The organism is Curtobacterium sp. MCLR17_059 (assembly GCF_003234665.1).
GTDB classification, from domain to species: Bacteria; Actinomycetota; Actinomycetes; order Actinomycetales; family Microbacteriaceae; genus Curtobacterium; species Curtobacterium flaccumfaciens.
Window position 1 is genome coordinate 34803 of record NZ_QKSU01000001.1, and the last position, 24535, is coordinate 59337.

25 protein-coding genes are annotated in these 24535 nt (G+C 71.8%); 8 read left to right on the forward strand and 17 right to left on the reverse strand.

What is annotated here, in order from left to right:
- Positions 1-44 precede the first annotated feature (44 nt).
- From DEJ12_RS00185 to DEJ12_RS18285, 6 genes are all read right to left on the reverse strand, one after another.
- The gene (locus tag DEJ12_RS00185) at positions 45-632 is read right to left on the reverse strand and encodes a TetR/AcrR family transcriptional regulator (RefSeq protein ID WP_051597141.1); all 588 of its coding nucleotides are present in this window, start codon (positions 630-632) and stop codon (positions 45-47) included.
- Positions 622-2142 carry an MFS transporter gene (locus DEJ12_RS00190; protein WP_111029077.1) on the reverse strand — a complete coding sequence of 507 codons (1521 nt, stop codon included), beginning with the start codon at positions 2140-2142 and terminating at the stop codon, positions 622-624. Before DEJ12_RS00190 ends, DEJ12_RS00185 begins: the two co-directional genes overlap by 11 nt.
- Before the next feature lie 72 nt (positions 2143-2214).
- Entirely contained in the window at positions 2215-2850 is a 636-nt protein-coding gene (locus DEJ12_RS00195; RefSeq protein ID WP_181433198.1) for a DNA alkylation repair protein, read from the reverse strand.
- The gene (locus DEJ12_RS00200; protein WP_111028634.1) at positions 2847-3650 is read right to left on the reverse strand and encodes a sulfite exporter TauE/SafE family protein; all 804 of its coding nucleotides are present in this window, start codon (positions 3648-3650) and stop codon (positions 2847-2849) included. The genes DEJ12_RS00195 and DEJ12_RS00200 overlap by 4 nt, the downstream gene beginning before the upstream one ends.
- Positions 3651-3676: 26 nt before the next feature.
- The gene (locus DEJ12_RS00205; protein WP_111028635.1) at positions 3677-3916 is read right to left on the reverse strand and encodes a hypothetical protein; all 240 of its coding nucleotides are present in this window, start codon (positions 3914-3916) and stop codon (positions 3677-3679) included.
- A 439-nt stretch (positions 3917-4355) separates the two neighbouring features.
- Positions 4356-5552, reverse strand: a complete 1197-nt coding sequence (locus tag DEJ12_RS18285) for a peptidoglycan DD-metalloendopeptidase family protein (protein WP_111028636.1) — start codon at positions 5550-5552, stop codon at positions 4356-4358.
- A 159-nt stretch (positions 5553-5711) separates the two neighbouring features.
- Between DEJ12_RS18285 and DEJ12_RS00215 the strand changes: the two genes are divergently transcribed.
- A complete protein-coding gene (locus DEJ12_RS00215) occupies positions 5712-7592 on the forward strand; it encodes a gamma-glutamyltransferase family protein (protein ID WP_111028637.1) in 1881 nt (626 codons plus the stop codon).
- A 143-nt stretch (positions 7593-7735) separates the two neighbouring features.
- Here DEJ12_RS00215 and DEJ12_RS00220 read toward each other — a convergent pair whose 3' ends face one another.
- Positions 7736-8779, reverse strand: a complete 1044-nt coding sequence (locus DEJ12_RS00220; protein WP_111024593.1) for an NAD(P)-dependent alcohol dehydrogenase — start codon at positions 8777-8779, stop codon at positions 7736-7738.
- A gap of 193 nt (positions 8780-8972) precedes the next feature.
- The gene (locus DEJ12_RS00225) at positions 8973-9416 is read right to left on the reverse strand and encodes a DUF805 domain-containing protein (RefSeq protein WP_111028638.1); all 444 of its coding nucleotides are present in this window, start codon (positions 9414-9416) and stop codon (positions 8973-8975) included.
- A 123-nt stretch (positions 9417-9539) separates the two neighbouring features.
- Here DEJ12_RS00225 and DEJ12_RS00230 point away from each other — a divergent pair, with 123 nt between their 5' ends.
- The 3 genes from DEJ12_RS00230 (at position 9540) to DEJ12_RS00240 (ending at position 11924) form a co-directional block, all read left to right on the forward strand.
- Positions 9540-9980 carry an OsmC family peroxiredoxin gene (locus DEJ12_RS00230; RefSeq protein WP_027467170.1) on the forward strand — a complete coding sequence of 147 codons (441 nt, stop codon included), beginning with the start codon at positions 9540-9542 and terminating at the stop codon, positions 9978-9980.
- Between the two features lie 113 nt (positions 9981-10093).
- Complete coding sequence (locus DEJ12_RS00235) at positions 10094-10348, forward strand: hypothetical protein (protein WP_111028639.1); 255 nt, start codon at positions 10094-10096, stop codon at positions 10346-10348.
- Positions 10349-10406: 58 nt separating this feature from the next.
- Entirely contained in the window at positions 10407-11924 is a 1518-nt protein-coding gene (locus DEJ12_RS00240) for a threonine/serine exporter ThrE family protein (RefSeq protein WP_111028640.1), read from the forward strand.
- Positions 11925-12024: 100 nt separating this feature from the next.
- Here the strand turns inward: DEJ12_RS00240 and DEJ12_RS00245 are convergent, their stop codons facing one another.
- Entirely contained in the window at positions 12025-12219 is a 195-nt protein-coding gene (locus DEJ12_RS00245; RefSeq protein WP_111028641.1) for a DUF2795 domain-containing protein, read from the reverse strand.
- A gap of 91 nt (positions 12220-12310) precedes the next feature.
- Positions 12311-12994 (reverse strand): TetR/AcrR family transcriptional regulator, encoded by a 684-nt coding sequence (locus tag DEJ12_RS00250; RefSeq protein ID WP_027467173.1) that lies wholly within the window; start codon positions 12992-12994, stop codon positions 12311-12313.
- A gap of 169 nt (positions 12995-13163) precedes the next feature.
- On the opposite strand from DEJ12_RS00250, the gene DEJ12_RS00255 reads away from it, so the two are divergent.
- Complete coding sequence (locus DEJ12_RS00255; RefSeq protein WP_111024588.1) at positions 13164-13481, forward strand: hypothetical protein; 318 nt, start codon at positions 13164-13166, stop codon at positions 13479-13481.
- Between the two features lie 98 nt (positions 13482-13579).
- Here the strand turns inward: DEJ12_RS00255 and DEJ12_RS00260 are convergent, their stop codons facing one another.
- The gene (locus DEJ12_RS00260; protein ID WP_110858602.1) at positions 13580-14506 is read right to left on the reverse strand and encodes an SDR family oxidoreductase; all 927 of its coding nucleotides are present in this window, start codon (positions 14504-14506) and stop codon (positions 13580-13582) included.
- A 198-nt stretch (positions 14507-14704) separates the two neighbouring features.
- On the opposite strand from DEJ12_RS00260, the gene DEJ12_RS00265 reads away from it, so the two are divergent.
- Positions 14705-15445, forward strand: coding sequence for a hypothetical protein (locus DEJ12_RS00265; protein ID WP_111028642.1), 741 nt, complete (start codon positions 14705-14707; stop codon positions 15443-15445).
- Positions 15446-15451: 6 nt separating this feature from the next.
- On the opposite strand, the gene DEJ12_RS00270 is transcribed toward DEJ12_RS00265, so the two are convergent.
- The 4 genes from DEJ12_RS00270 to DEJ12_RS00285 form a co-directional block, all read right to left on the reverse strand.
- On the reverse strand, positions 15452-16234 hold the full coding sequence (locus tag DEJ12_RS00270; protein WP_111028643.1) for an endonuclease/exonuclease/phosphatase family protein: 783 nt from the start codon (positions 16232-16234) through the stop codon (positions 15452-15454).
- A 38-nt stretch (positions 16235-16272) separates the two neighbouring features.
- Complete coding sequence (locus tag DEJ12_RS00275) at positions 16273-17775, reverse strand: LCP family protein (protein WP_111028644.1); 1503 nt, start codon at positions 17773-17775, stop codon at positions 16273-16275.
- A 146-nt stretch (positions 17776-17921) separates the two neighbouring features.
- Positions 17922-18572, reverse strand: coding sequence for a GntR family transcriptional regulator (locus DEJ12_RS00280; protein ID WP_111028645.1), 651 nt, complete (start codon positions 18570-18572; stop codon positions 17922-17924).
- Between the two features lie 12 nt (positions 18573-18584).
- Complete coding sequence (locus DEJ12_RS00285; protein ID WP_111028646.1) at positions 18585-20699, reverse strand: efflux RND transporter permease subunit; 2115 nt, start codon at positions 20697-20699, stop codon at positions 18585-18587.
- A 77-nt stretch (positions 20700-20776) separates the two neighbouring features.
- Here DEJ12_RS00285 and DEJ12_RS00290 point away from each other — a divergent pair, with 77 nt between their 5' ends.
- Positions 20777-21184, forward strand: coding sequence for a MarR family winged helix-turn-helix transcriptional regulator (locus DEJ12_RS00290; RefSeq protein WP_071404826.1), 408 nt, complete (start codon positions 20777-20779; stop codon positions 21182-21184).
- 75 nt (positions 21185-21259) lie between these two features.
- Complete coding sequence (locus DEJ12_RS00295) at positions 21260-22297, forward strand: LCP family protein (protein WP_111028647.1); 1038 nt, start codon at positions 21260-21262, stop codon at positions 22295-22297.
- Positions 22298-22371: 74 nt separating this feature from the next.
- Here DEJ12_RS00295 and DEJ12_RS18290 read toward each other — a convergent pair whose 3' ends face one another.
- Positions 22372-23076, reverse strand: a complete 705-nt coding sequence (locus DEJ12_RS18290; protein ID WP_071404824.1) for a transglycosylase family protein — start codon at positions 23074-23076, stop codon at positions 22372-22374.
- Positions 23077-23378: 302 nt separating this feature from the next.
- The gene (gene rlmC, locus DEJ12_RS00305) at positions 23379-24530 is read right to left on the reverse strand and encodes a 23S rRNA (uracil(747)-C(5))-methyltransferase RlmC (protein WP_111028648.1); all 1152 of its coding nucleotides are present in this window, start codon (positions 24528-24530) and stop codon (positions 23379-23381) included.
- Between the last annotated feature and the right edge of the window lie 5 nt (positions 24531-24535).

Sequence of the window (24535 nt, forward strand, 5' to 3'; positions counted from 1 at the left end):
GCCAGCGGCGGGGCGGACTCGCACCGGGCCTCCCGGCCGTCGCCTCAGGCGGGTTCTGCCAGGGCGAGCAAGGCGTCGCGCGCGACCGCGAGCTCCCGCTCGTCCAGGTAGGGCGGCATGCCGACCGCGGCCGCGAGGCCCTCGGCCGCGTGCCGGACCACCAGTGCGCGGTCCTCGGGCAGGCCGTCGCGTGCGAACAGCGTCCGCCAGTGCTCGGCGTCGGCGGCGACGGCCGCGGCGATCCCCGGGACGGCCATCAGACCGGGCCAGTGCGACGACGGTGCGAACAGGTCCATCGCCTGCTCGCTGCCGCCGCAGAGCGTCCGGACGTAGGCGCGCAGGACCTTGCCCGGTCGGTTCTCGGCGAGGTCCACGTGCTGCATGACCTCGTCCGTGAACGCGGCCAACCCGTGCTCGACGACCGCGAGCAGGAGTTCGTCCTTCGACGGGAAGTGGTGCAGCAGCCCGCTCTTCGAGACGCCGGCTTCGGTCGCGATCTCGGCGACGCTCACCCGCGTACCGCGTTCGGCGAGCAATCGGCGTGCGGACTCGAGCACGGCCTGCCGCGTGCGCTCGCGGTCGCGGGAGCCGTCGGTGCCGGTGCCGGGGCCCGTGCTGCGGTCAGTGGTCATGCGGTCCATCCTGCCGGTTCGGGATGACCCGGAGCGCGACCACGGCGGCGACCGCGAGCAGCACCGCGGCGCAGACGGAGGCGAGTTGCATGCCACCGGTGAACGCCTCACGGGCGTGCTCGAGCACCGGCGACCCCGGTTGCAGTACCTGGCTCGCCGACGCCAGCGACTCCCGTACCCGGTCCGCGACCCCCGAACCCAGGCTGTCGCCCGTGAGGTCGAGGTTCGACCGGTAGAACGCGGTCTGCAGCGACCCGAGCACCGCGATGCCGAGCGCGACGCCGAGCTCGTACCCGGTCTCCGAGATCGCCGAGGCGGCGCCCGCACGCTCCCGCGGAGCCGCGGCGACGACCGCGTCCGTCGCCAGCGTCATCGACACCCCGACGCCGAGGCCGACCACGGCGAGCGCGATGGCGATCCCCCAGTACGTCGGCAGCCCCTCGGCGAAGGCGAGTCCGGCCATGCCGACCGCGGCGACCGCCAGCCCGAGGCCGATGGAGCGACCGGGGCCGACGCGACGGGAGAGCAGGCCGATCACGGCGATGACCGCGATGGACGCCAGGGTGGCCGGCAGCTCCGCGGCTCCGGCGAGCAGCGGGGTGAACCCGCGCACCAGCTGCAGGTACTGCGAGAAGAAGAACAGCAGACCGCTCAGCGCGAAGACGGACAGCGAGTTCGCGACCACCGCACCGGAGAACGCCGGGATCCGGAACAGCTGCAGGTCGATGAGCGGCGTGGTCAGGCGTTCCTGCCGCCGGACGAACCACCAGCCCGACGCGAGCCCGAGCAACGCGGTCGCCGGCACCGTCCAGTCGAACCCGTGCCCGGCGACGTGCTTCACGGCGTAGACCAGCGGCACGATCGCGAGCACCGAGAGCACCGCGGAGAGCAGGTCGATCGGGGTCCGGGCGCCGCCGCGGGACTCCGGCAGCAGGAACGCCCCGGCGACGACGATCACCGCGATGACGGGGATGTTGATGAGGAACACCGATCCCCACCAGAAGTGTTCCAGCAGCGCCCCGCCGACGAGTGGTCCGGCCGCGGCACCACCGGTCGCGCCCGCGGACCACACCGCGATGGCGGTGGTGCGCTGCCGCGGGTCGCGGAAGATCGTGCGCACCAGCGACAGCGTCGAGGGCATCAGGGTGGCGCCGGCGACGCCGAGGAGTGCCCGTGCGGCGATGAGCAGCTCCGGGCTCGAGGCGAAGGCCGCAGCGGCCGATGCCAGTCCGAACGCGACGGAGCCGAGGAGCAGCAGGCGCTTCCGACCGATCCGATCGGCGACGTTGCCCATCGTGACGAGCAACCCGGCGAGTGCGAACGAGTAGACGTCGCCGATCCAGAGCACCTGGGTCGCGGTCGGGTCGAGGTCGGCGGTCAGGGACGGCACCGCCAGGGCCAGCACGGTGCCGTCGATCGCCAGGAGCACCACGGCCAGGGTGAGGACGCCGAGGGACGCCCACTCACGGACGGAGGCGCGGTGGGTCGGGGTGGTGCTGGTCGTGGTCATCGGTCGACCGTAACCGACCATTTGGTCGGTTGGGCAGACTGCACAGTCGGTTCACAGCACAGCGCCGCTCGGTCAGCCCCGCAGCCGGTCACGCTCCCCTGGCGGCAGGTGCTCGGTGGCCGTCCGGCGGGCGGCCGGGCTGAGGAACCGGCCGCTCTGCTCGAGGAATGCCACGAGTGCCGGCTCGGACGCCCGCTTCCCCGTCTCGCGCAGGACGAGACCGAGCGCCGACTGCACCGTCTCGCTGCGCTCCCGAACCAGGCGCCCGGCGATCCCGAGCGGCACCTCGGCGTCGCCCTGCTTCGCGAACGCCAGGGTCGCCACGACCGCGATCCGGCGGACCATCGCGACGTCGGACTTCGCCAGCGCGAACAGCGGACCGGTCGAGGCGCCCACCAACGGGGCGCCGACGAGTTCCTCGGCGGCCAGGTCGACGAGCACCGGGTCTTCGAACCGCTCGGCCTTCGCCGCGGACAGGTACTCGTCGGTGAGCTCCGGATCCGCCTGCGCCCGCATCGCCTGCACGAGCAGCAGGACGGCGACGAGCTTCGCGCCGTCGTCCTCGCTCCAGAGCAGCGCCGAGCGCTCCCCCTCGTCGAGGTCGTGGAACTGCCGCGCGACCCTCCGGGCCGCAGCGACGTCACCGGTGGTGCGGGCGAACGCCGCCAGCACGGCCTCAGCGTCGCGCCCCGCCTGGAGGCTCGTCACGCGACCTCCCCCTCGCTCGCGTCGTTCTGTGGTGCCTTTCGACGCCCGCGGCTGAGCACGATGACCGCGACGACCACCAGGAACGCCGCGAACATCCAGGTGCCCACCTGCGGATCCACCAGGCGCGCCAGCACGGCACCACCCGGCGAGCACACGGCAGCGGTGATGCCGACCGTCAGCCCGACCCGCAGGTCGACCGCACGACGCCGCAGGTTCGCGACCGTCCCGGACACCGACGTCGGCACCATCGTGAGGAGTGACGTGCCCTTCGCCAGCAGGTCGCCGGCGCCGAGCACGACCTCGAGCCCCGGCACGATGACGACCCCGCCGCCGACCCCGACGAGCCCGGACAGCACCCCCGACAGCAGCCCGAGCAGCAGCAGGACGACCGCCTCGACGACCCCGAAGTGCACCTCGCCACCGCGGGTCGGCACCGTGGTGAACAGCGACACGAGCACGACGGCGATGAACCCGACGAAGATCCACGGCAGCGCGCGGAGTGGCAGGGCACGGAGCAGCCGGGCACCGATCGGGGCGCCGATGACGCTGCCGACCGCCAAGGTCAGGGCCGCGAGCCAGTGCACCTCGCCCTGCACCGCGTACGTGACCGCACCGACGACGGCCGCGGGGGCGATCGCCACGAGCGAGGTGGCCGAGGCCCGACGCTGGTCCATCTGTGCGAAGGCCATGAGCGCCGGCACCACGATGACCCCACCGCCGACGCCGAACAGCCCGGACAGCACGCCCGCCAGGGCCCCGATCGCCACCAACACGAGCACCGTTCCGCCGCGCTTCCTCATCCCGCCCAGGCTATCCGCGCCGCGGGCTACGACGCAGCGAGCGCCGCCGGCTCGCCTTCGTGCACGAGCTGGTGCACCCGCTGGTACGAGACGCGGAGGACGACCGCGATGTCCCGCAGGGTGAGACCGTCGTCCTTCAGCGAGACAGCGATCGCCCTGCGGAGCGAGAGCGCGCGGGCCTCCTTCACCTCGGCCTCGGCGCGCAGCGCGGTGGCCTCTTCGAGCGAGCGCGCCAGGGCTGGCTCGAGCTCGGCACGGATGACCACGGTGACGTCGTCCTGATCGACCTCGGCGACGAAGGCGATCGCTTCACGCTGGGCATCGGCAGCGAGGTCGAGCCGACGGACCTGCGAGATCGCGCCGGGGAACTGGTCGTTCTGCTCGAACTGCTTGAAGAACGCCCGAGCGGTGCCGTCGGCGATCTCGGAGTGCCGTCCGACGGTGCTCCGAGTCGACCCGACGACGATCCCGGTGTTGCACTGTCTACTGCCCTTGATTCCTCAACGCAAGCGACAGAGACGAAGCGGGATGTCGCCACCCTCGCACCGAGCGGGGGCGGCCAACGAGTGAGCAGAAAAGGTCGAGTGACCTCGAGCCACCCGACCTTTTCTGCTCACCCGATGAGCGGGGCGGGGTCGCGCGCGACACACGCGACGTGCGACGAACCCCGCGCCCCGCGCCCGCCCCGCCCCGCCCCGCCCCGCCTCAGCGGAAGTGCATGTTCTTCAGCGGGTCGACGAGGGTGCCGTTCCGCCGCGTCTCGACGTGCACGTGCGGCCCCGTCGACTGCCCGGTGTTGCCGGACTTCGCGATCTCGGTGCCGAGCTTCACGATCTGCCCCTGCTTCACCTCGATCTTGCTGAGGTGCGCGACCAGCACCGCCGTCATGCCGTACGTGACGACGATGTAGTTGCCGTAGGCCGCGTCGTTCGCGATGGTCTTGGTGACCGTCCCCGTCCCGGAGCCGTACACGGCCGTCCCCACCGGCACAGGGGCGTCTGTGCCCTGGTGGTAGCGCGGGACGTGCCCGGCGCCGCGGTCGTCGCCGTACCGGCCGGTGATCTTCGTGCCGTTGACGGGCCAGGCCAGGCCGGTGACCGGTCGGCTCGACCAGACCCGGGTGTCCTTCGCGCCGTAGAGCACGACGTTGCCGTCGACCTGCACGAGCAGGTTGCCCGACCCGGCGGTGCTGGTGCGCGAGCTCCAGAGCGCGACCTTCTTGCGTGAGGCGTCACGGGTCCAGATGACGAAGTTGCCCTTGGCCTGCAGCTCGGCCCAGGCGCCCGGGTGTCCGCCGGTGCGCGACTGCCAGACCACGCGGCCGCTGACCTTCTGCACCAGGTTGCCGTCGGTGCGCATGTTGAGGATGCGCGTGTTCGAGGTGTCGGATCGCAGCACGGTGCCGCCCAGGATGGTGTTCCCCGACGGGACGCGGTCCTGGTAGCCGTTCCAGCTCACGACCACGGTCTTGCCGGCGAGCAGCGCCATCGTGCCGTCGGCGCGCACCTTCAGCGCGGTCGAGTTCACGGTGCCGGCCGAGGCCCAGCGGGCCACACGCTTGCCGTTCTTCGTGATGTCGAGGGCGCGGTTCTTGCCGACCACGGCGATCGCGCCGGAGTTGCCGGCGGTGTTCGACGCCCACAGCACACGGTTGCCGATGCCGTACTCGACCAGGTTGCCGTCGCCCTGCATGATGAGCTTGAACTGGCCGTTCGGCGACGTGACCTGGTCGCCGGGCAGGATCTTGGTGCCGGCCGGGGCCGAGCCGACCCAGACCGCAGAGGCCGCTGCCGGTTCGGCTGTCGCCACGAGCGCCCCCGCCGCCAGGGCCAGTGCCGTCACGGCGCCGGCGATGCGTGGGAGTCGGCGCGCACGTGCGACGGTCGACGGAGTGGTGGTCATGGATCCCCTGCCCTGGAACCGACCGTGCGAGCGCGCGGTCGTTCGGCGCTCGCCCTGCACGAGTCGCCGAACGATGTTCGCTTTTCTGCGCGGGGTGCACAACCCCTTGGACGGGGGGTGTACAGCACGGGAGTATTCGCCGCGGGACAGGATGGGACCATGTCGACGCCGAACCCCGCCTTCGTCCCTCCCGCTGCGCAGACCACCCGTCCGGACCTGCGGGGCACGTTCGGGATGGCGGCCTCGACGCACTGGATCGCGACGGCGACCGCCCAGTCGGTGCTCGAGCGCGGCGGCAACGCCTTCGACGCGGCCGTCGCCGGGGCCTTCGTCCTGCAGGTCGTGGAGCCCCACCTGAACGGCCCCGGGGGCGACCTGACGGCGGTCTTCGCGACGGCGGTCAACCCCGTGCCGACGGTGCTGGTCGGTCAGGGTCCCGCGCCCGAGGGCGCGACCCCGGAGCACTACCGCGCCGAGGGCCTCGACCTGGTCCCCGGCTCCGGCGCGCTGGCCGCGACCGTCCCCGGCGCGGTCGACGCCTGGCTGCTCCTGCTCCGCGACCACGGCACGTGGGAACTGGCCGACGTCCTCGCCCCCGCGATCGGGTACGCCCGCGACGGCCACCCGGTCGCACCTGCGGTGGTCCGGACGATCACCGCCGTGCGCGGCCTGTTCGAGCAGCACTGGCCCACCTCCGCCACACAGTGGATGCCGGGAGGCACGGTGCCGGTCCCCGGGGACCTGGTGCGCAACGAGGCACTCGCTGCAGTGCTCGACCGGCTGGTCGAGGCCGGCGCCGGTGCCGGCAGCCGGACGGGCCGCATCGATGCGGCCCGGTCCGAGTGGGCGGAGGGACACGTCGCCGAGGCGATCGACCGGTTCGTCCGCGAACCGCACCGGCACGCGTCGGGCACCGACCACGCCGGGGTCATCCGGGCCTCCGACCTGGCGGCGTTCCGGGCGTCGTACGAACCCGCGACGACCGCCGAGTTCCGCGGCTGCACGATCGCCAAGACCGGACCGTGGGGCCAGGGTCCGGCGCTGCTCCAGACACTGCGGCTGCTCGAACCGCTCGACGACGCCCTGCTCGACCCGTCGACCGAGCTCGGCGCGCACACGATCGTCGAGGCGCAGAAGCTCGCCCTCGCCGACCGCGAGGCGTTCTACGGCGACGGCGAGGTCCCGATGGACGTCCTGCTCTCCGACGCCTACGCCGACGAGCGCCGTGCGCTGATCGGCGAGCGGGCCTCGGCAGAGCTCCGGCCCGGCACGATCGCCGGGGTCGAGCACGCACTGCCGCCGGTCCGGACCTCGTACGACTCCGCCGGTTCGGTCGGGGTGGGCGAACCGACCGTGCAGGTCGCCCGTGACACCGAAGCCGGCACCGAGGTCCCGCCGGCCGCTCCGCCCGAGGACCGCGGCGAGCCGTTCGTGACCCCCGACGGCGAGACCCGCGGCGACACGTGCCACATCGACGTCGTGGACCGCTGGGGCAACATCGTCAGTGCGACCCCGTCCGGTGGCTGGCTGCAGTCGTCACCGACGATCCCCGAGCTCGGGTTCTGCCTCGGCACCCGCCTGCAGATGACGTGGCTCGAACCGGGCACGGCCTCGACACTGCGGCCCGGCGAGCGCCCCCGCACCACGCTGACCCCGACCCTGGTGCTCCGCGACGGGCAGCCGGTCGCCGCGCTCGGTTCCCCCGGCGGTGACCAGCAGGACCAGTGGCAGCTGCTGTTCCTGCTGCGCTGGATCGTCGGCGGCTACTCCCCGCAGCAGGCCATCGACGCACCGGCGCTGCACACCACGTCGTTCCCGGGGTCGTTCTGGCCGCGCACGTGGGAGCCCGCCGGACTGGTCGTCGAGGACCGCCTGGGTGAGGAGGTCATCGAGGCGCTCGAGGCCCGCGGACACGTCGTGACCCGCGGCGGTGACTGGAGCCTGGGCCGGCTGTCGTGCGTCACCCGTGACCCGGACACCGGGATCCTCGGCGCCGCCGCGAACCCCCGCGGCGCGCAGGGCTACGCCGCGGGACGCTGACCGACGCCCGTTCCTTCCCAGAACACCCGCACTGGAAAGTGGAATCGGGCGTACCTGGTCAGAACTTCCGACCAGGTACGCCCGATTCGACCAGGTACGCCCGATTCCACCAGGTACGCCCGATTCGACCGGGCACGCCCGGTTCAGAGCGTCGGGACGACCACTGCGCGACCCGAGAGCTCCCCGGCCTCGAGCTTCCGGTACGCCTCGAGTGCGTCGGACAGCGCGTAGCGCTCGACGTCGGGGACGATCTGCCCGGCGCGGTACATCGCGACGACCTCGTGCAGGTCCTCGATGGTGCCCCAGTAGGTGTTCGTGATCGTCGACTCGTACGGCGTCGCGAAGAAGTTCCACTCGGTGGTGCCGCCGGCGATCCCGACGACGGTGAACCGCCCGCCGACCGCCATCGAGGCCTGCGCGACCTTGATCGTGGGGGTGGCACCGACGAAGTCGAAGGCCGCGTCGACGCCGCGTCCGCCGGTGATCTCGCGGATGCGCTCGGCCTGGTCCGGGCCGCCGGGGACGGTGATCGCGCCACGGGCGGCGGCGCGGTCCATCGCGTCCTGCTTCATGTCGGTCGCGATGACCGTGGCACCGGTGAGCGCCGTGAGGATCTGCACGGCGATCTGCCCGAGGCCGCCCAGGCCGACGACGAGCGCGAAGCGACCGCCACCAGCCAGGTTCGGCAGGGAGTTCTTGATCGCGTGGTACGGCGTGAGGGCGGCGTCGCTCAGCGGTGCGGCGGCGACCGGGTCGGCGTCGCCGAGCGGCACGAGGTTCCGCGCCGGGACGCTCACGTACTCCGCCATGCCGCCGTCGCGCCCGAGGCCGATCCCCATGTAGGGGTTCGTCGCGGCGTTCTCGCAGTAGGTGTCCTGCCCCTTCGAGCAGTACGAGCAGTGCCCGCAGCCGACCGGCCCGTAGACCAGGTAGGCGTCGCCCTCGGCGAAGCCGGTGACCCCGTCACCGACGGCCTCGACCCAGCCGGAGTTCTCGTGGCCGAGCACGAACGCGGGCGCCTGGGCTCCCGGCTGCCCCTGCTGGAACTCGCGGTACACGGCGACGTCCGAGTGGCAGGCACCAGCGCCGGCGACCTTGAGCAGGACTTCACCCGGCCCGGGTGCGGGCTTCGGGACCTCGGTCAGGGACGGGAAGGTCTGGTACTGCTCGAACACGACGGCGCGCATGGGGTTCTCCTTTGATCGCCCTTCACGCTACACCTGTCGTCGAGGACGACATGTGTCGCCCAGTTGCCTCGGGACCCCACCCTCCCGCGAACAGTCCGCGGTCGAACCGTGCCCCACCAGGGCGCGACGACCGCGCCACCATGACACCCAGCACGACCGCACCGAGTGGTCCGGTGAACACGAGGAGCAGGATCTACAGCCCGGCGTGGTCCCGGTCGTGCAGTCGCCGCACGAGCAGCGACCACCGGGGCACGATGGTCAGGATCGTCGGAACGAGGATCGCCAGGTCCCACGCGTCCGGCCAGACGTCCCGCTCGCCGCCGCCCCAGCCGAACCACGCCCCCTGCCCGCGGTCGATCAGGTGGAACGAGACCCGCGGTGACGGGACGACCCCGAACGGGTCGATGTACATCTCCCACCGCCCTCCGGTCCCGTGCACGCCGACGACCCAGAGCGCGACCCCGACCAGCGCGAGCTCGAGCGCGATCACCCACCAGAACTCCGAGCGACTCGCCCGCCCGTGGAACCGCCACCCCTGCGTCCAGAACCGGAGCCAGGCGACCACCGGGTTCGTCACGTCGGCCGGACCCTGCTCGAGCACGGACTCGCGGAAGCCTCTCATGTCGCTGTCCCCCATGTGCCAGATCGTAGGGCAGACCTGCGTCTTCGCCGTGAGCCCGTTGCGAGAACGCTCGTTCTCCGATTGACTCAGGAGCGGTGGTCCCGATCGGGGCCGCTCCCCCACACGAAAGGAGCGGGCATGCCCACTCGCACCGCACGCACCGCCTGGAACGGCGGCCTCGAGGACGGTTCCGGCCAGGTCGAACTCTCGAGCTCGAAGGTCGGCACGTACGACGTCTCGTTCCCGAAGCGCACCGCCGAGGACGCCGGGGGCACCACGAGCCCCGAGGAGCTCATCGCCGCCGCACACTCGGCCTGCTACGCCATGCAGTTCTCCGCGGTCCTCGGCGAGGCCGGCGGCACGGTCGAGGCCCTCGACGTCAAGGCCGACGTCTCGCTCGGCCCGGACCCGGCCGGCGGCTTCCGCCTCACCGGCATCGTCCTGACCGTCAGCGGCGAGGTCTCCGGCATCGACGAGGCCGCCTTCCTCAAGGCAGCCGAGGACGCCAAGGCGACCTGCCCCGTCAGCAAGGCGCTGACCGGCGTCGAGATCACGCTGCACGCGACCTTCGAGCAGTAGCGAACGCAGCGCAGTAGGCGCGCGAAGCAGGAACCGTCACCACGTGACGGACGGGAGGCCCGGTGCCAGCTGGCACCGGGCCTCCCGTCCGCCGTCCACCTACGCTGGGTGCCGTGCCCCGATTCTTCGCCACCCCGACCCTCGTCGCCCTCTGGCTCGGCCTGCTGGCCGTCGTGGTCGGGATCGTGTTCGTGCTGACGGCTCCGCCGTCGTCCTTCGGGTGGTTCGCGTACGCCCCGCTGTCCGACTACGCGTTCGTCGCCAATGGCCGACCGTGGCAGCTGACCGCCGGACCGGTCCTCGTGCTGGTGGGCGCGGTCGTCGCGGCGTTCGCCCTCGGTCGTCTGAGCACGCGCCGCCGGGGCTGATCCGAAGGCGTCCAGCGGACGTCCGGACTCGGCCGCCGTCGACTGGCACCATGGCGTGATGGCCGAGCAGCACCCCCCGGGCCCGCACAAGCCGGGCCGCCCACCCCGGCCACGACGCCGCAGCCTCGCGCAGCACGACCTGCGCGACGCACGAGCCCGCCTGCGCGGGACGATCTACGAGCACGTCGAGCCCGACGCCAAGGGGCGCGACCAGTACACGGCGACCCAGATCATCGACTTCTGCCTCGACCTGGCCGAGGTGATGCTCGCCTCGGGTGCAGACACCCGCAGCGTCGAGACGGCCGTCGTCGCGGTCTCGACGAAGTGGAACCTCGCACCGCTCGACCTCGACTTCTCCGGCAGCTCGGTGACCATCCAGTACGCCCCGGCCGACGTCCCGCCGCTCGTCAAGGTCCGCACCGTGCGGTCGGACGGCTCCGACCTCGACAAGCTCGCGCGGGCGAACCAGATCGTCGACGACCTGATCCACGACGACCGCGACATGACCTCGGCGGTGAGCGCCCTGGTCGCCGTCCTGCGACTCCCGCCGCGGTGGCCGATGTGGCTGTCCGATGTCGGCCTGTCGATCCTCGGCATCTCGATCGCCGTGCAGGCCGGCGGCGGATGGCGTGCGGGACTCGGGGCGTTCGTGCTGATGCTCGGGATCATCGTCTCCGGACGCTGGCTGACCGACCGCGGGTACCCGCAGTTCTTCGTGTCCGGGGCACAGGGCGCGGTGGCGTCGGCGATCGGCACGCTGGCCATCTGGGCCGGAGTGCTCAACGCGAACGGCGCCGCGACGATGGTGGCGGCGCTCGTGGTGCTCCTGCTGCCGCACCCGTCCCTGGTGACCTGGGCGCAGGACGCCATCTCGGGGTTCCGGGCGATGGCGGTCGCCCGGGCGTTCTACATCGGGCTGGTCATCGCGGCGATCGTGGTCGGGGTACCGGCCGGGATCGCGATGACGCACTGGCTGCGGATCGAGGTCGACCCGTCCGGCATCGTGACGCAGACCCTGCCGCTTTGGGCGTCGCTGTCGCTGACCGTGGTGTCGGCGGGCGCGAACTGCTTCGTGCAGCAGGCGAGCGCCCGCGTGATCCCGGTCGCCGTGGTGTTCTCGGTCGCCGCCGGTGCCGCGCTGTGGGCGCTGCGGCAGGCAGGGCTGCCGCTCCTCGGGGCGACGTTCCTGGCGGCGGTGCTGCTCGGGGTGCTCTCGACCTACGCGGCCGTCCGGATGCGCACGGCCGTTGCGGCGATCGCGGTGCCGGCGTTCTGCGGGGCGCTGCTGCCCGGTGTCGCCGTGTCGAGCGCCCTGCTGAACTTCATGTCCGGGTCGTCGAGCGCCGCGCTCGACTTCGTGGCGGCGGTGTCCGTGGCACTCGGGATCGGCGCGGGCCTGGTGCTCGGCGGGCTCTTCGCGACGCCCGGTGCCCGTCGAGCGCTCCGCCGGACGCGTCGGGTCGTCGTGCACTCGGTCCACAACGACACCACGGCGCTGCGCGTCATCCGTGACACCGGGTACGACCCCGGCGACGGTTCGGTGCCGCGCGGGTCCCGCTCGGCCGGCGCTCCGTGAGCTGCGAGGCCGGCGCTTCGTAAGGCGCTTCGTGAGCAGAAGAGGTCGAGTGCGACGCACGCACCCGACCTCTTCTGCTCACCGAGTGGGTCCGCCGCGCTCAGCCGGCGTCGGACACCGCGCTCGACACCGCGGTCGGGGCGTCGTAGTCGCCGTCCGGGATCGCACGGAGCGCCTCGAGGACGTCGTCCGGGGCGCCCTCCTGCTCGGCCGTCGAGACCACGTCGTCCTTCGACGCCGGGTAGTCGATGCCGCTCAGGTACTTCTGGACCTGGATGGGGTTCGGTGCTGCCATGTCGGTTCCTTCCGTCAGGTTGCGACTCCCGGAGTACCCGCGGGGCGCTGCACGACGGCGCGGGGATCGCGCTCCGCGGACGAACCGCCGGTCAGATCTCCCAGCTGCCCGAGTCGTCGTCGTCCCACATCGCCAGACGGCGGGCGGCCTGCGGCTCGTACCGCTCCATCCAGCCGCGCTCAAGCCGGGCGACCGCGCGGTCGAACGCCGCCACCAGGTCGAGCTCGGCGCGCAGCAGGGCCTGCAGCTGCAGCCCCTCGTACAGGGCGATGAGCTGCTCGGCACCGCGGCGCGGGTCCATCGTGTGCGGGGCACGGCCGATCGCGACGTCGTGCTCCAGGCCGCGCTTGATCTGCGCGAAGAAGAGCTGGTACCGCGACCGCAGGTAGGTCGCCATCGGGTGCGCCGGGTTGCCCGCGACGGACAGCAGGGCGACGAGCAGGCGCATCAGGGCCGGGTCCTCGGCGTTCGAGGCGACGATGGCGCGGAGCAGGTCCACGGTCGAGCCGTCACCGACCTCGTGCGTGACCTCGTCCATCCGGGCACCGTTCCAGCGGTCCAGCGCGGCGAGGACCAGGCCGTCCCACGACGGGAAGTGCTGCTCCAGCTCGGCGACGCTGATGCCCATCCGCTCGGCGACCTGCACGGGCCGGGCTTCGTGGAAGGGGACGTCCCGGAGCAGGTCGACGGTGGCACCCACGATCGTGATCCGCAGGTGCAGCGTGGCCGCCGCGGCCGCAGCGGCCTGCGTGTCGGCGCTGGTGTGTTCGAGCATCGTGCCCTCCGTCGTCCCCGGACGTCCTGTCCGTGTCACCCCGGATCCGGGGTACCTCCATCCAAACGCAGAACGGGGGACACCAGAATCCCCGGTACGGGTGTCGGCACAAGGGGGGACAGACCCTGACGTCGAGCCGGTTCGCGGCCGTCCGTGCGACCATGCGGGCATGACCCCGAACGACCCCACTGCCCAGGGACTCGCGACCATGGCCTCGACCGGCTTCGAGTTCGGCGGCGACCCCGAGCAGGTGGCGCACGACGTCCGGGCCATGTGGGAGCAGCTCGGACGGCCCGCCGGTGCGTTCGAGGCCGCGGCCCGGGCCATCGCCGTGCTGCCCCAGCGCCCCGAGGTGCCGATCGCCGACCAGGCCCGCCGTCGCGCGTTCGAGCAGGCGATCGGCATCAACCCCGTCGAGGTCGAGCTGGCCGCCGCGATGTCGGCGCGCGAGCTCCTCGAGCGGATGGCGCGCTCCGTCAGCTGCTGACGCGACCAGGCGCCGTGGACCGGACCACACGGACGACGGGAGGCGCGGTGCCCACCGGCACCGCGCCTCCCGTCAGAGCCCCGTCAGGAGCAGGCGCCCTACGGCGTCGGCATCCCACCGTCGACGTGCAGCGTCTCGCCCACGACGTACGACGACTCACCGCTCGCCAGGAACACGTAGGCCGGCGCGAGCTCGGCAGGCTGGCCCCAGCGGCCCAGGTAGGTCTGCTCGCCCGCGCTCGGCAGCGCCTCCGGCGGCTGACCGCCGGCCGGCTGCAGCGGCGTCCAGATCGGGCCAGGAGCGACCGCGTTGACGCGGATCCCCTTCGGCGCGAGCTGCGCGGCCAGGCCCTTCGCCATGTTGTTCACGGTCGCCTTCGTGGCCGCGTAGTGCACCAGGTGCGGCGACGGGGCGTACGCCTGGATCGACGTCGTGTTGATGATCGTGGAGCCGGGCTGCAGGTGCGGCACGGCGGCCTTCGTGATCCGGAACGTCGCGTAGGCGTTCGTCTTGAAGGTCTCGTCGAACTCCTCGTCGGAGATCTTCGTGATGTCGTCGACGTTCTGCTGCTTGCCGGCGTTGTTCACCAGGATGTCGAGGCCACCGAGCTGCTCGACCGCGTCGGCGACGAGCTGCTCGCAGACCTCGAGCGAGGTGATGTCGCCCGGCAGTGCGACGGCCTTGCGTCCGGCGGCCTCGATGAGCCCGACGATGCGGTCGGCGTCCTCCTGCTCCTCGGGCAGGTACGAGATCGCGACGTCCGCACCCTCGCGGGCGTAGGCGATGGCGACGGCGGCACCGATGCCGGAGTCGCCACCGGTGACGAGCGCCTTGCGGCCGGTCAGACGACCCGAGCCGCGGTAGGTGTCCTCACCGTGGTCGGCGGGGACGTTCTGCGCCATCTCCGCGTCGGTGCCGGCACCCTCGAGGTACTGCTCGTCGGGCTTCTTGTCGGCGTACATCTTCGTGGGGTCCTGCATCACGTACTGGTCAGGCCCGGTCTGGTCGTTCTGCTGGTCCGTCATGCCGCCGACGGTACGCAGGGGGTCGCTGCGGGCCGTCCAGGAGGCTGTCCCCCGTTGCGCGGAGCGGCCTGCGCACGTCGACCGCGCCGTTCCAGGGCCGCAGGTGCGTGATCCTCGTTTGTCACGGTCCGGTGACGGGCAGGCTCCGATTCGGTAACACCTGTCGTTCTGTTCCGATCGAGGCCCTACCGTCGAACGGTGACTCCTCGGACCCTGCTGGCGCTCGGCGCCGCCGTGCTGGCCTTCTCGGCCGGTGCGCTCGCGTTCGACGGCACCGCCGGGCTCGGGGCAGACGTGGCCGTGGCCGCCGAGACCTCGCACGACGCCGCTCCGGTGCACGTGACGAAGGCGGAACTCCGACGGGTCGACTCGATCGAGCTCGACGCCGAGGCCCTGGTGCTCCGGGACGGCGACGACACCGTGGTCGAGTCCTCGATGCGCGACTCCGGTCTGACCGTGAGCGTCCTGAACCGTCTGCTCGGCACACCGTCCCGCACGCAGACCGCCGAGGGCGACGGCGGGGCGTGCTTCCCCGCGGGCACCACCTACACCTGGGGCGGCGCCATCCGCGTCGCAGCCCTGACGACCGACGCGGCGGCCGGCAACGCCGTCGAGATCCGGGTGCTGCGCGACTCGGTCCGCAGCGTGCTCGGCCGGCAGATCGAGCTGACCGGCCCGGGCGGTGTCCGGGTGGGCGACGACATCGCGGACGAGATCGCCGACGCTCCCCGCTCGGAGCGGGTGTCCTACGGCTCGGACGACTCGCGCGCCTGGCAGCTCCTGCTCCGCGAGGGCTGGGCCGACCGGCACGACGACGACGACGAGTCGAGCGAGCACTCCGACGACGCCGGCACCAACGGGGTCTCCGCCCTGACGAACGAGACGACCGTCACGGTGCTCGGTTCACCGATGCCCGTCCACGCGCAGCGCAGCTGCTGAAGCGACTCAGACCCGCAGTGTCGCGATCACCGGGAAGTGGTCGCTGGCGAACCAGGTCTCGGGGCCGTCGTGGTCGATCACGATGCGGTCCACGGCGCTCACGTCGCGGGTGAGCACCCAGTCGATCCGCTCGCCCGAGTCGACAGGCGGCTGCCAGTCGTTGAACGTGGCGGTGCGGTCGGCGAGGTCCCCCGCGGCGAGCCAGGCGTCGGCGAACCCGGCCTCGGCGAACACCCGCGAGGCCGTCCCGCTCCCCGCGGGTTCGTTGCAGTCCCCCGCGAACACGACCGGGCCGGTGGTGCCCGCCAGTCGTTCGGCGATGAGCGCGGCACTCCGGCCCCGGACCTCGTCACCGTGCGGGCCGGGCTCGTGGTCCAGGTGCGTGGTGAGCAGCGTGAACGCGGGTCCCTCGGCGTCGAGGAACCGGGCGTGGTTCGCGATCCGCGGGTACAGGCTGCCCCAGGTGTTCGAAACGGGCTCGTCCGGGGTGTCCGACAGCCAGAACGACCCCTCGTCGGACGGCCGGAACCGGTCGCGGCGGTAGAAGACGGACGCGTGTTCGCCGGCGTCACCGCCCTCGCGCCCCTGTCCGACGTCGGCGTGGTCCGGCAGGCCGGCACGCAGGTCGTCCATCTGGTGCGCGAAGGCCTCCTGCACGCACAGCAGGTCGGGGTCGTGCCGGCGGATCAGGTCGAGCACGACCGGCAGGCGGGCCGGCCAGTCGTGCGCGGGGTCCGGGTTCTTGATGTTGTAGGTCATCAGGACGATCGGGCGTGCGGCGCTGGTCACACCGTGAACCTACCGATCGGTTGCCCGGCGGGTTCCCATCAGTTGATGCAGGTGCCCTCGGTGCCGTAGTTGTGCACGTCGGTCGACTTGGGCGTCGGCTCCTTCGCGGGCTTCTTCGTCGGCTTCGAGCCGGTGCTCGAACCGCCGGTCGACGGCGTCGAGGCCCCGGCGCTCGGCTCGGTCGCGATCGGCTTCGCGGTCTTGCCGTCGGTGCCGAGCACGAGCGTGACACCGGTGACCGCACTGGTGCGGACGGCGACGGCGCCGGGCACCACGGACGCGATGGCCTTCGCCTGCGACTCCTGACCGGCGGGGTACTGCACCTGGGTGGTCTTCGTCGTCGCGGACGAGCCGGCCGGGGCGACCTGGAAGCCGCGGGCGGTCAGGACCTGCCCCGCAGCCGTCGCTGCGCCCTCGACCCCGCTGCCGTTCAGCACCGTGACCGAGGTGTTCGCCGGCTGTGCGCGGCCGGCCTTCGTGTACGCCTCGGGTTCGCCGACCAGGCCCTGCACGAACGCGGGCAGGCCGACGGTGTCGACCTCGACGATCGACAGGGCGGAGCCGTTCACGTAGATGGTCGGCGTGCCGAGCGTCGGGATCGTGGCGGACTGGATGTTGCCGGGCCGCAGGTTGCGCATCTGTGACGCCAGGTCGATGAGGTCGGTGTCGGTCTGGATCGATCCGCCGACGGCCTTGAGGATGTTCCCCATCTTCACCGGGTTGAGCAGCGTCCCCGCCGACGTGACCTTCCGGGCCTCCTGCGACAGGAAGTACTGCTGGCGGACGTTGCGGTCGAGGTCGCCGTTCGGCAGGCCGTGGCGCTGTCGCACGAAGGACAGCGCCTCCTTCGCGTTGAGCGAGGACTTGCCCGCCGGCAGGTCGACGCCGGAGTACGGGTCGCTGGTCGCCTGGTTGAGGCAGACCTGCACCGGGCCGAGTTCCTTGACGACCTGGTAGAAGCCGAGCAGCGAGACGCGGACGTAGTGGTCGATCTGCAGGCCGCTCAGGTTCTCGATCGTCTTGATGAGCATCTTCGCACCGCCGGTGTCGCCACCGCCGTTGAGCGTGCCGTAGTAGAAGGCGCTGTTGAGCTTGCCCTTGCCGACGTCCGGGATGTCGACGTACGAGTCACGGGGGAACGAGATCATCGTCGCCTGGCTGCCGTCGGCGTTGATGTGCAGCACGATCATCGTGTCGGTGTTCGTCGCACCACCGTCCGACGTCGTGCTGAGTTCCGCCATCTGCTCGGGGGTGGCGTTCTCCGGCCGGTGGTCGTCGCCGACGAGCAGGATGTTCTGCGCCTTGCCGTCGACGTCGTCCTTCGTGTCCTTCTTGCCGGTGATCGCGTTGACGATCGTGACGCCGTCGGACAGCTGGTTGTACGCGTACCCCGCGTAGCCGACGCCCAGCAGGAGGGCCATCGTGAGCACCCCCGCGACCGCCGGGAACACGACGCCTGCGCGTCGCTTCTGGCGCCCGTGGCGCGGCGTCGCAGCACCGCGGTGTGCGGGCTCGGTCGTCTGCTCGGGTTCGTTGCTCACCGGGAAACCATAACCGCCGCGCGGGGAACGGACATGGGATGCGCCTGGAAGGTCACCCCGTACTCGCCGTCACCCCGTGACGGGCTGGAGGCCCGTGGCGGCGTCCCCACGGGCCTCCAGTCCGTCTCCTGGTCGCGCTCGGCGCGCTAGTCGCGCGACGGGAGCAGGTGGATCGCCTCCATGGCGAGTTCGGCAGCGATGGGGTCCTTCGCGACGACGGCGTCCTTGAGCTTCGTCAGCTCGGGCAGGATCACGTCGGCCGGCAGGAGCTCGGCGAGCTCCGGCACGCGGAGCTTGAAGGACAGCCCGTCCGTCGTCGAGTTGCAGAGCTGCACGAGCGACGGGTTGCCGCACGCATCCGCCCACATCGAGTAGATGCCGGCTCCGTCGCGCGCCACCTGGTCCTGCTCGTCGGCGCTCACCCGCGCGTGCACGTCGTCGAGCATCTTCACGATCTTCTTGCGCTGCGCGTCCGTGAACCGGGGCACCGCGAGCCGCACGACGCCGCCGTAGATCACGCCGAGGGTGCGGTACGCGTCGAGGAGCTCACCCTTCGTCGGCGCCGCGACTCGGGTGTAGCGGTTCGGCGCCATCTCGATGAGGCCAGCCCGGGCGAGCTCGGCGAGGGCCTCGCGGATCGGGGTGCGGGAGACCCCGAGCCAGGCGATCAGGTCGTCGTCGTTGAGCCGTTCCCCGGGCTCGAGCGTGCCGTCCATGATGGCGTCGCGGATCTTGTCCTGCACCGTGTCACGGAGGAGCTTGCGCTCGGCAGCGGGCTGCGTCGAGGGAACTGGCATGGGTCCAGCGTGTCACATGTCAGGGTTCGTGCGCGAGAGGCGCGACGGCCACCAGGCGCGGTGCCCGAGGTCGTAGGCCAGCGCCGGCACGAGCAGCGAACGAACCACGATCGTGTCGAGCAGGACGCCGAACGCGACGACGAACGCGATCTGCACGAGGAACAGGATCGGGATCACGCCGAGGGCGGCGAACGTGGCGGCGAGCACGACGCCCGCCGACGTGATCACTCCGCCGGTCACGCCGAGTCCGCGCAGGACACCCTCGCGTGGACCGTGCCGCAGCGCCTCCTCACGCACTCGCGTCATGAGGAAGATGTTGTAGTCGACGCCGAGTGCCACCAGGAACACGAACGAGTACAGCGGCACGCTCGGGTCCGCGCCCGGGAAGTGGAACACGTGGTCGAAGACGAGCGCTCCGACACCCAGGGCCGCCGCGAAGGACACGATCACGCTGCCGATCAGCACGAGCGGCGCGACGATGCTGCGGAGCAGGAGCATCAGGATCAGCAGGATCACGACGAGCACCACGGGGATGATCAGGGTGCGGTCACGGATGCCGGTGTCGTTCGTGTCGACCGCCGTCGCGGTGACCCCACCGACGATCGCTCCCGGGTCGACCCGTTCGACGGCGGTGCGGAGGTCGCGGACGGTCTGCTCGGCGGCGTCCGAGTCGGCGGCATCGGACAGCGTCGCCTCGAGCAGGACGTCACCGCGGGAGACGGTCGGCGTGCTGCTGCCGGCGGCGCCCCCGGTCACCGGGACGGTCCCGGCGGGGCTGTCCTTCGCCGCGGCGACCACACCGTCGACCCCGTCCACCGCGGTGATCGCGTCGACGAGCTGGTCGAGGTCGCGCTCCGCTCCGATGACCTGCGCGGGGCTCCCCGAGCCGCCCGGGAAGTGGCCGGCCAGCACGTCCTGGCCATCACGGGCCTGCGACGACCCGATGATCAGGTCGCTCTGCGGCACCCCGTCCGCCTTGAGTCCGAACAGGCCGGCACCCATCGCGAGCAGGCCGACCGTGCAGACGATCCACACCACCCGCGACCGCCGGGCGACGAGCCGGCCGACGCGCGCCCAGATGCCGCGGGCGTCCGGACCGGTGAGCACGGGGTGGGCGCTGCCGAACGCGGGACGCAGCGGCCAGAACGCCGCGCGGCGGAACGCGAGCAGCAGCGCGGGCAGGAGCGTCAGGGCGGCGAGCAGGCTGAACGCGATGCCGATGGCCGCGACGGGGCCGAGCGCCTTGTTCGAGTTGAGGTCGGAGAGCAGCAGGCAGAGCACCCCGACGATCACCGTGCCGCCCGACGCCAGGATCGGCTCGAGGCTCCCCCGCAGGGCGGCCTTCGTCGCGTCCCAGCCGGTGCGGTGGTCGCGCAGCGCCTCCCGGAAGCGCGAGGTGTACAGGAGCGCGTAGTCCGTCGCCGCGCCGATCACCAGGATCGACAGGATGCCCTGGACCTGCCCGTTGACCGTCACGATGTCGGCCTTGGCGAGCCACCAGACCACGAGGATCGAGGCGCACAGGGCGAACGTGGCGGTCCCGAGCACGAGGACGGGCAGCAGGGGTGATCGGTAGACGATGATCAGGATCACGAACACCGCGGCGAGCGCCACCCCGAGCAGCAGCCCGTCGATGCCGGCGAAGGCCTCGGTCAGGTCCGCGGTGAACCCGGCGGGGCCGGTGACGTAGCCGCTCACACCGGACGGCAGTGCGTCGTCGACGTCGGCCCGGATGGCCTCGACCGCATCTCCGGTCTCGGCGTCCTGCGTGAGTGTGGCGACGATCTCGACCGCGTCGCCGTCCTCGCTCGGGATCACGGGGCTGACGGCATCGACGTCGGCGCGGTCGGACAGCGTCGTGGCGAGTGTCTTCGCGTCGGCGAGGTCGGTCGACGTCAGTCCGCCGTCGCGCTCGAGGACGATGATCGCGGGCGCTCCGGACTCGTCACGGAACTCGGAGGACCGCTCCTGCACCTTCGTGGCGTCGGCCGAGGCGGGCAGGAACGAGGTCTGGTCGTTGGTGGAGACCTCGGAGATCTTGCCGAAGAAGGGGCCGCCGACCGAGGCGATGCCGAGCCAGACCACGATGACGAGCGCGGGGAGGACGATGCGGAGGAAGCGGGACACGTCGGTGAGCGTACACCGATCGTCAGCATGCTGATCATTTGACGGTCGAGCGCTCCTGACGACCATAGAATCACGGCATGCAGGACACGAGCGAGCAGTGGCCCCTCGGGCGCCTGCTGTCCGCGGCTGCACGGTCCGTCGAACGGGACTGGGACGAACGACTCCGCGCCATCGGACTCTCGCACGCCGCGGTCGTCGCGATCGACATCCTCATCCGGACCGGTCCGACCGGCGCGGACACCATCGCCCGCACGGCCCGGGTCCAGCCGCAGACGATGTCCCGCACGCTCGAGCGGATGGAGCGGGACGGCCTGGTCGAGCGCACCCCGCATCCCGCCGATCGCCGGCGCCGCGTGGTGAGCGTGACGTCCGCTGGCCGGTCCGCCTGGGAGACCGCGCGGCACATCGAGCGCGAGGTCCTGCCGGAGGACCCCGCACTCCGGACGGCACTGGGCGAACTGCTCGCCAAGCCGCAGTCCGAGTGACACACTGTTCATGAAATACCACATGCGATAAGATCCTGTGGTCGGTGCGTGCCGACCTGACCACAGGAGCCCCGCATGTCCGAACGCCGAGCCGCCCGCGCGGCCGCTGCACACACTCGCCACGCCGCCAGCAGCAGACGGCGGCGGCCGTTCCTCGTCGCGCTGATCACGACGCTCGGCTCGCTCGTCGGCGTCGCCCTGGTCGTCGCCGTCGTCGCGAGTGCGTTCGTCGGCGGTCTCGCTCGGAGCTTCGACGCCGGACGCGAGACCATCACGAACCCGTTCCCGAGCGGCACCCGACCGACGCCGACGTCAGGTGAGAACGTCCTGCTCATCGGTTCCGACTCCCGGGCGCAGGGCAACCCCGATGGTGGCCCTTCGACGTCCGGCGGGCGTTCGGACACCCTGATGCTGGCGCACGTGCCCGCCGATCGTCAGCACGTCTACCTGATGTCGATCATGCGGGACTCGTGGGTCGAGGTCCCCGGGCACGGGCGCGCCAAGATGAACGCCGCGTACGCCTGGGGCGGGGTACCCCTGACCGTGCAGACCGTCGAGCAGCTCCTGGACGTCCGGGTCGACCACGTCGCCGAGATCGACTTCGCCGGGTTCGCGGACATGACCGATGCCCTCGGCGGCGTGACCGTGTCCTCCCCGCAGGCCTTCTCGACCGCCCACCACGACTTCGTGGCGGGGACGAACCGCCTCGACGGCGCCGACGCACTCGCCTTCGTGCGGGAGCGCCACGCCTTCGCCGACGCCGACCACACCCGGGTCCGCAACCAGCAGGCGTTCATGCGCGGCGTCGTGGACGGGCTGCTGTCCAGCGGCACGGTCACCAACCCGGGGCGCATCCAGGACTTCGTCGCCGCGACCAGTGAGCACCTGTCGGTCGACGCGGGGTTCACCTTCGCTCGGATGGCGGAACTCGGGTGGTCGCTCCGCGCGGTCCGGGCCGACGACCTCGTGACCTTCACGGTGCCGACGGCGGGCTCCGGGACGTCACCGGACGGACAGTCGATCGTGACGCTGAACCAGCTTTCGGTCGGGTCCCTGTCCCAGGCGCTCCGGTCCGACGACGTCGCCGGCTGGCTCGCCGACAACCCGCAGTAGCCCGGCACCGCACGCACGACGACGCCCCACGACTCGAGGTCGTGGGGCGTCGTCGTGTTCGGTCTGCGGAGAGATCAGGCGGGGAGCTGGAGCTCCTGGCCGGCGTAGATCAGGTTCGCGTCGTCGATGGTCGACGTGTTCGCGGCCCAGAGCTGCTTCCAGCCGCCGTCGATCCCGAGCTTCGTCGAGATCGTGTCGAGCGTGTCACCCGAGGCGATCGTGTACGTCTTGCCGCTCGTCTTGACCGGGGCGGGCTTGCTCGGCGTCGTCGCTGCCGGGGCGGGCGTCGACTCGGTCGTGCTCGGCGCGGCCGGCTGCGGGGCAGCCTGCTCGGCGGGAGCCGGTGCCGGAGCAGCGGGCTGCGGGGCGGCCTGCTGTGCGGGCGCCGGAGCCGGTGCGGGGGCCGGAGCCGCCGCGGCGGGGGCTGCACCGCTGGTGCCGCTCAGCCCGAGCTGGGCGGAGCAAGCGGGCCATGCACCCCAGCCCTGCGAGGCGAGGACACGCTCGGCGACGGCGATCTGGGCCTCGCGGCTGGCGGAGGCGGGGTTGCCCGCGCCACCGTTCGCCTGCCAGGTACCGAGGTTGAACTGCAGGCCGCCGTAGTAGCCGTTGCCGGTGTTGATGGCCCAGTTGCCGCCGGACTCGCACTGCGCGAGCTGGTCCCAGGTCGAACCGGACGCTGCGTTCGCGGGGGCTGCCGCGAGGCCGACACCGGTCGCGGCGATGCCGGCGAACGCCAGGCCACCGACGATGGTGCGGGTACGGGAAAGCTTCTTCATGTGATTGCTCCACCGGGGTCACGAGCCGCATCTGTTGCGGGATCCACTGCCCACCCCGACCGATCGCGGTCAGTTGTGGGGGTGCGCCACCGGGGGCAGTGGTCATCGGGCCGGCGGCACCTCGGTCGGCAACCATAGGAAACTCTTGACCGTTATCAAACCGAGACAAACGGTTCTACCCGTGCATGCTATGTACCCCGCCCCAGAACCTGAACGGCTCGATGCCCATGGCCATGGTGATCGAGCCGTACCCGGGTACGTGTCCTTGGCAATTCCCTGGCAATGCCGATCGGCGGTCGGGATCAGGCGCGCGTGAGCAGGGTCACGGCCTCGAGGTGACCGGTCTGCGGGAACATGTCGAGCACCCTGGCCCGACGCAGCCGGAACGACGGCATGCGTGCCAGGTCCTTCGCCAGGGTCACCGGGTTGCAGCTCGAGTAGACGACGTGCTGGACGTCCGACTCCTCGAGCCAGGTCGACAACCGCTCCCCGATCCCGCGACGCGGAGGGTTCACGACGACGAGCTCGGGCACCGCGTCCGGACGAGCCCGGAGGGCGTGCTCGGTCGCGTCGTCGGCGGCGAACCGGAGGCCTTCGAGGCCGGCCTCACGAGCGGACTGCTTCGCGGAGCGGATCGCCTCGGCGCTCGTCTCGATGCCGGTCACCACGCGGCCGGGACGGGCAGCGTGCAGCGCGAACCCGCCGACGCCGCAGTACAGGTCCCACATCGACGCCGGGTCGAGCTCGTCGATCCAGGCCGTCGCCTGCGCGTACAGCTCCGTCGCGACGCCGGTGTTCGTCTGGAAGAAGCTCTGCGGCCGCAGGTGCATCGTGATCCCGCCGAGCCGCATCGGCAGGGTCTCCTGCTCGGTCAGCACGATCTCGCGGTCGCCCTCGGTGACGGCCTTGTGCTCGGGCAGCAGGTTGGCGGTCACCACGACCGCGTCCGGCAGTGCGGCACGCAGGGCGTCGAGGTGCTGGCGGAGCCGCGGGAGCTGCCCCTCGGAACGCAGCACGAACCGGATCATCAGCTCGCCGTCGGGCGACTCGGTGACCAGGACGTACTTGAGCTCACCCCGGCGCGCGGCGACGTCGTACGGGATCAGCCCGGCGGTCGAGACGAACTCGGCCAGCACGGGCAACGCGTGCCGGATGCCGGGCGTGCAGATCCCGCAGTGCCGCAGGTCCACCCCGCGCTGCCGGTGGTCGAGGATGCCGACGGTGGGGTGCTGGACGGTCCCGCCCACGACCATCTTCGCCTTGTTCCGGTACCCCGACTCCGGGCTCGTGATCGCGGGCGACCAGGAGACCGCTCCGGGGCCCCCGGCGGCCTCGACCGCGGCGTGCAGGAGCTCGCGCGTGCGGAGTTCCTTGTCGAGGACCTGGTCGGCGTAGGGCTGGCCCATGAGCGTGCACGACCGGCACACCCCGCGGTCGAAGTAGTCGCACTGCATGGCCG

Bases quoted from the DNA above. Each gene is read 5' to 3' on its own strand.
- DEJ12_RS00190 (WP_111029077.1), bottom strand. From the start codon at position 2,142: ATGACCACGACCAGCACCACCCCGACCCACCGCGCCTCCGTCCGTGAG.
- DEJ12_RS00220 (WP_111024593.1), bottom strand. From the start codon at position 8,779: ATGCGCGCCGTCGTGTTCGAGCAGTACCAGACCTTCCCGTCCCTGACC.
- DEJ12_RS00295 (WP_111028647.1), top strand. From the start codon at position 21,260: ATGTCCGAACGCCGAGCCGCCCGCGCGGCCGCTGCACACACTCGCCAC.
- DEJ12_RS00250 (WP_027467173.1), bottom strand. From the start codon at position 12,994: ATGCTCGAACACACCAGCGCCGACACGCAGGCCGCTGCGGCCGCGGCG.
- DEJ12_RS00230 (WP_027467170.1), top strand. From the start codon at position 9,540: ATGCCCACTCGCACCGCACGCACCGCCTGGAACGGCGGCCTCGAGGAC.
- DEJ12_RS00260 (WP_110858602.1), bottom strand. From the start codon at position 14,506: ATGACGGACCAGCAGAACGACCAGACCGGGCCTGACCAGTACGTGATG.
- DEJ12_RS00225 (WP_111028638.1), bottom strand. From the start codon at position 9,416: ATGGGGGACAGCGACATGAGAGGCTTCCGCGAGTCCGTGCTCGAGCAG.
- DEJ12_RS00255 (WP_111024588.1), top strand. From the start codon at position 13,164: ATGACCCCGAACGACCCCACTGCCCAGGGACTCGCGACCATGGCCTCG.
- DEJ12_RS00245 (WP_111028641.1), bottom strand. From the start codon at position 12,219: ATGGCAGCACCGAACCCCATCCAGGTCCAGAAGTACCTGAGCGGCATC.
- DEJ12_RS00185 (WP_051597141.1), bottom strand. From the start codon at position 632: ATGACCACTGACCGCAGCACGGGCCCCGGCACCGGCACCGACGGCTCC.
- DEJ12_RS00240 (WP_111028640.1), top strand. From the start codon at position 10,407: ATGGCCGAGCAGCACCCCCCGGGCCCGCACAAGCCGGGCCGCCCACCC.
- DEJ12_RS00215 (WP_111028637.1), top strand. From the start codon at position 5,712: ATGTCGACGCCGAACCCCGCCTTCGTCCCTCCCGCTGCGCAGACCACC.
- DEJ12_RS18290 (WP_071404824.1), bottom strand. From the start codon at position 23,076: ATGAAGAAGCTTTCCCGTACCCGCACCATCGTCGGTGGCCTGGCGTTC.
- DEJ12_RS00290 (WP_071404826.1), top strand. From the start codon at position 20,777: ATGCAGGACACGAGCGAGCAGTGGCCCCTCGGGCGCCTGCTGTCCGCG.
- rlmC (WP_111028648.1), bottom strand. From the start codon at position 24,530: ATGCAGTGCGACTACTTCGACCGCGGGGTGTGCCGGTCGTGCACGCTC.
- DEJ12_RS00280 (WP_111028645.1), bottom strand. From the start codon at position 18,572: ATGCCAGTTCCCTCGACGCAGCCCGCTGCCGAGCGCAAGCTCCTCCGT.
- DEJ12_RS18285 (WP_111028636.1), bottom strand. From the start codon at position 5,552: ATGACCACCACTCCGTCGACCGTCGCACGTGCGCGCCGACTCCCACGC.
- DEJ12_RS00200 (WP_111028634.1), bottom strand. From the start codon at position 3,650: ATGAGGAAGCGCGGCGGAACGGTGCTCGTGTTGGTGGCGATCGGGGCC.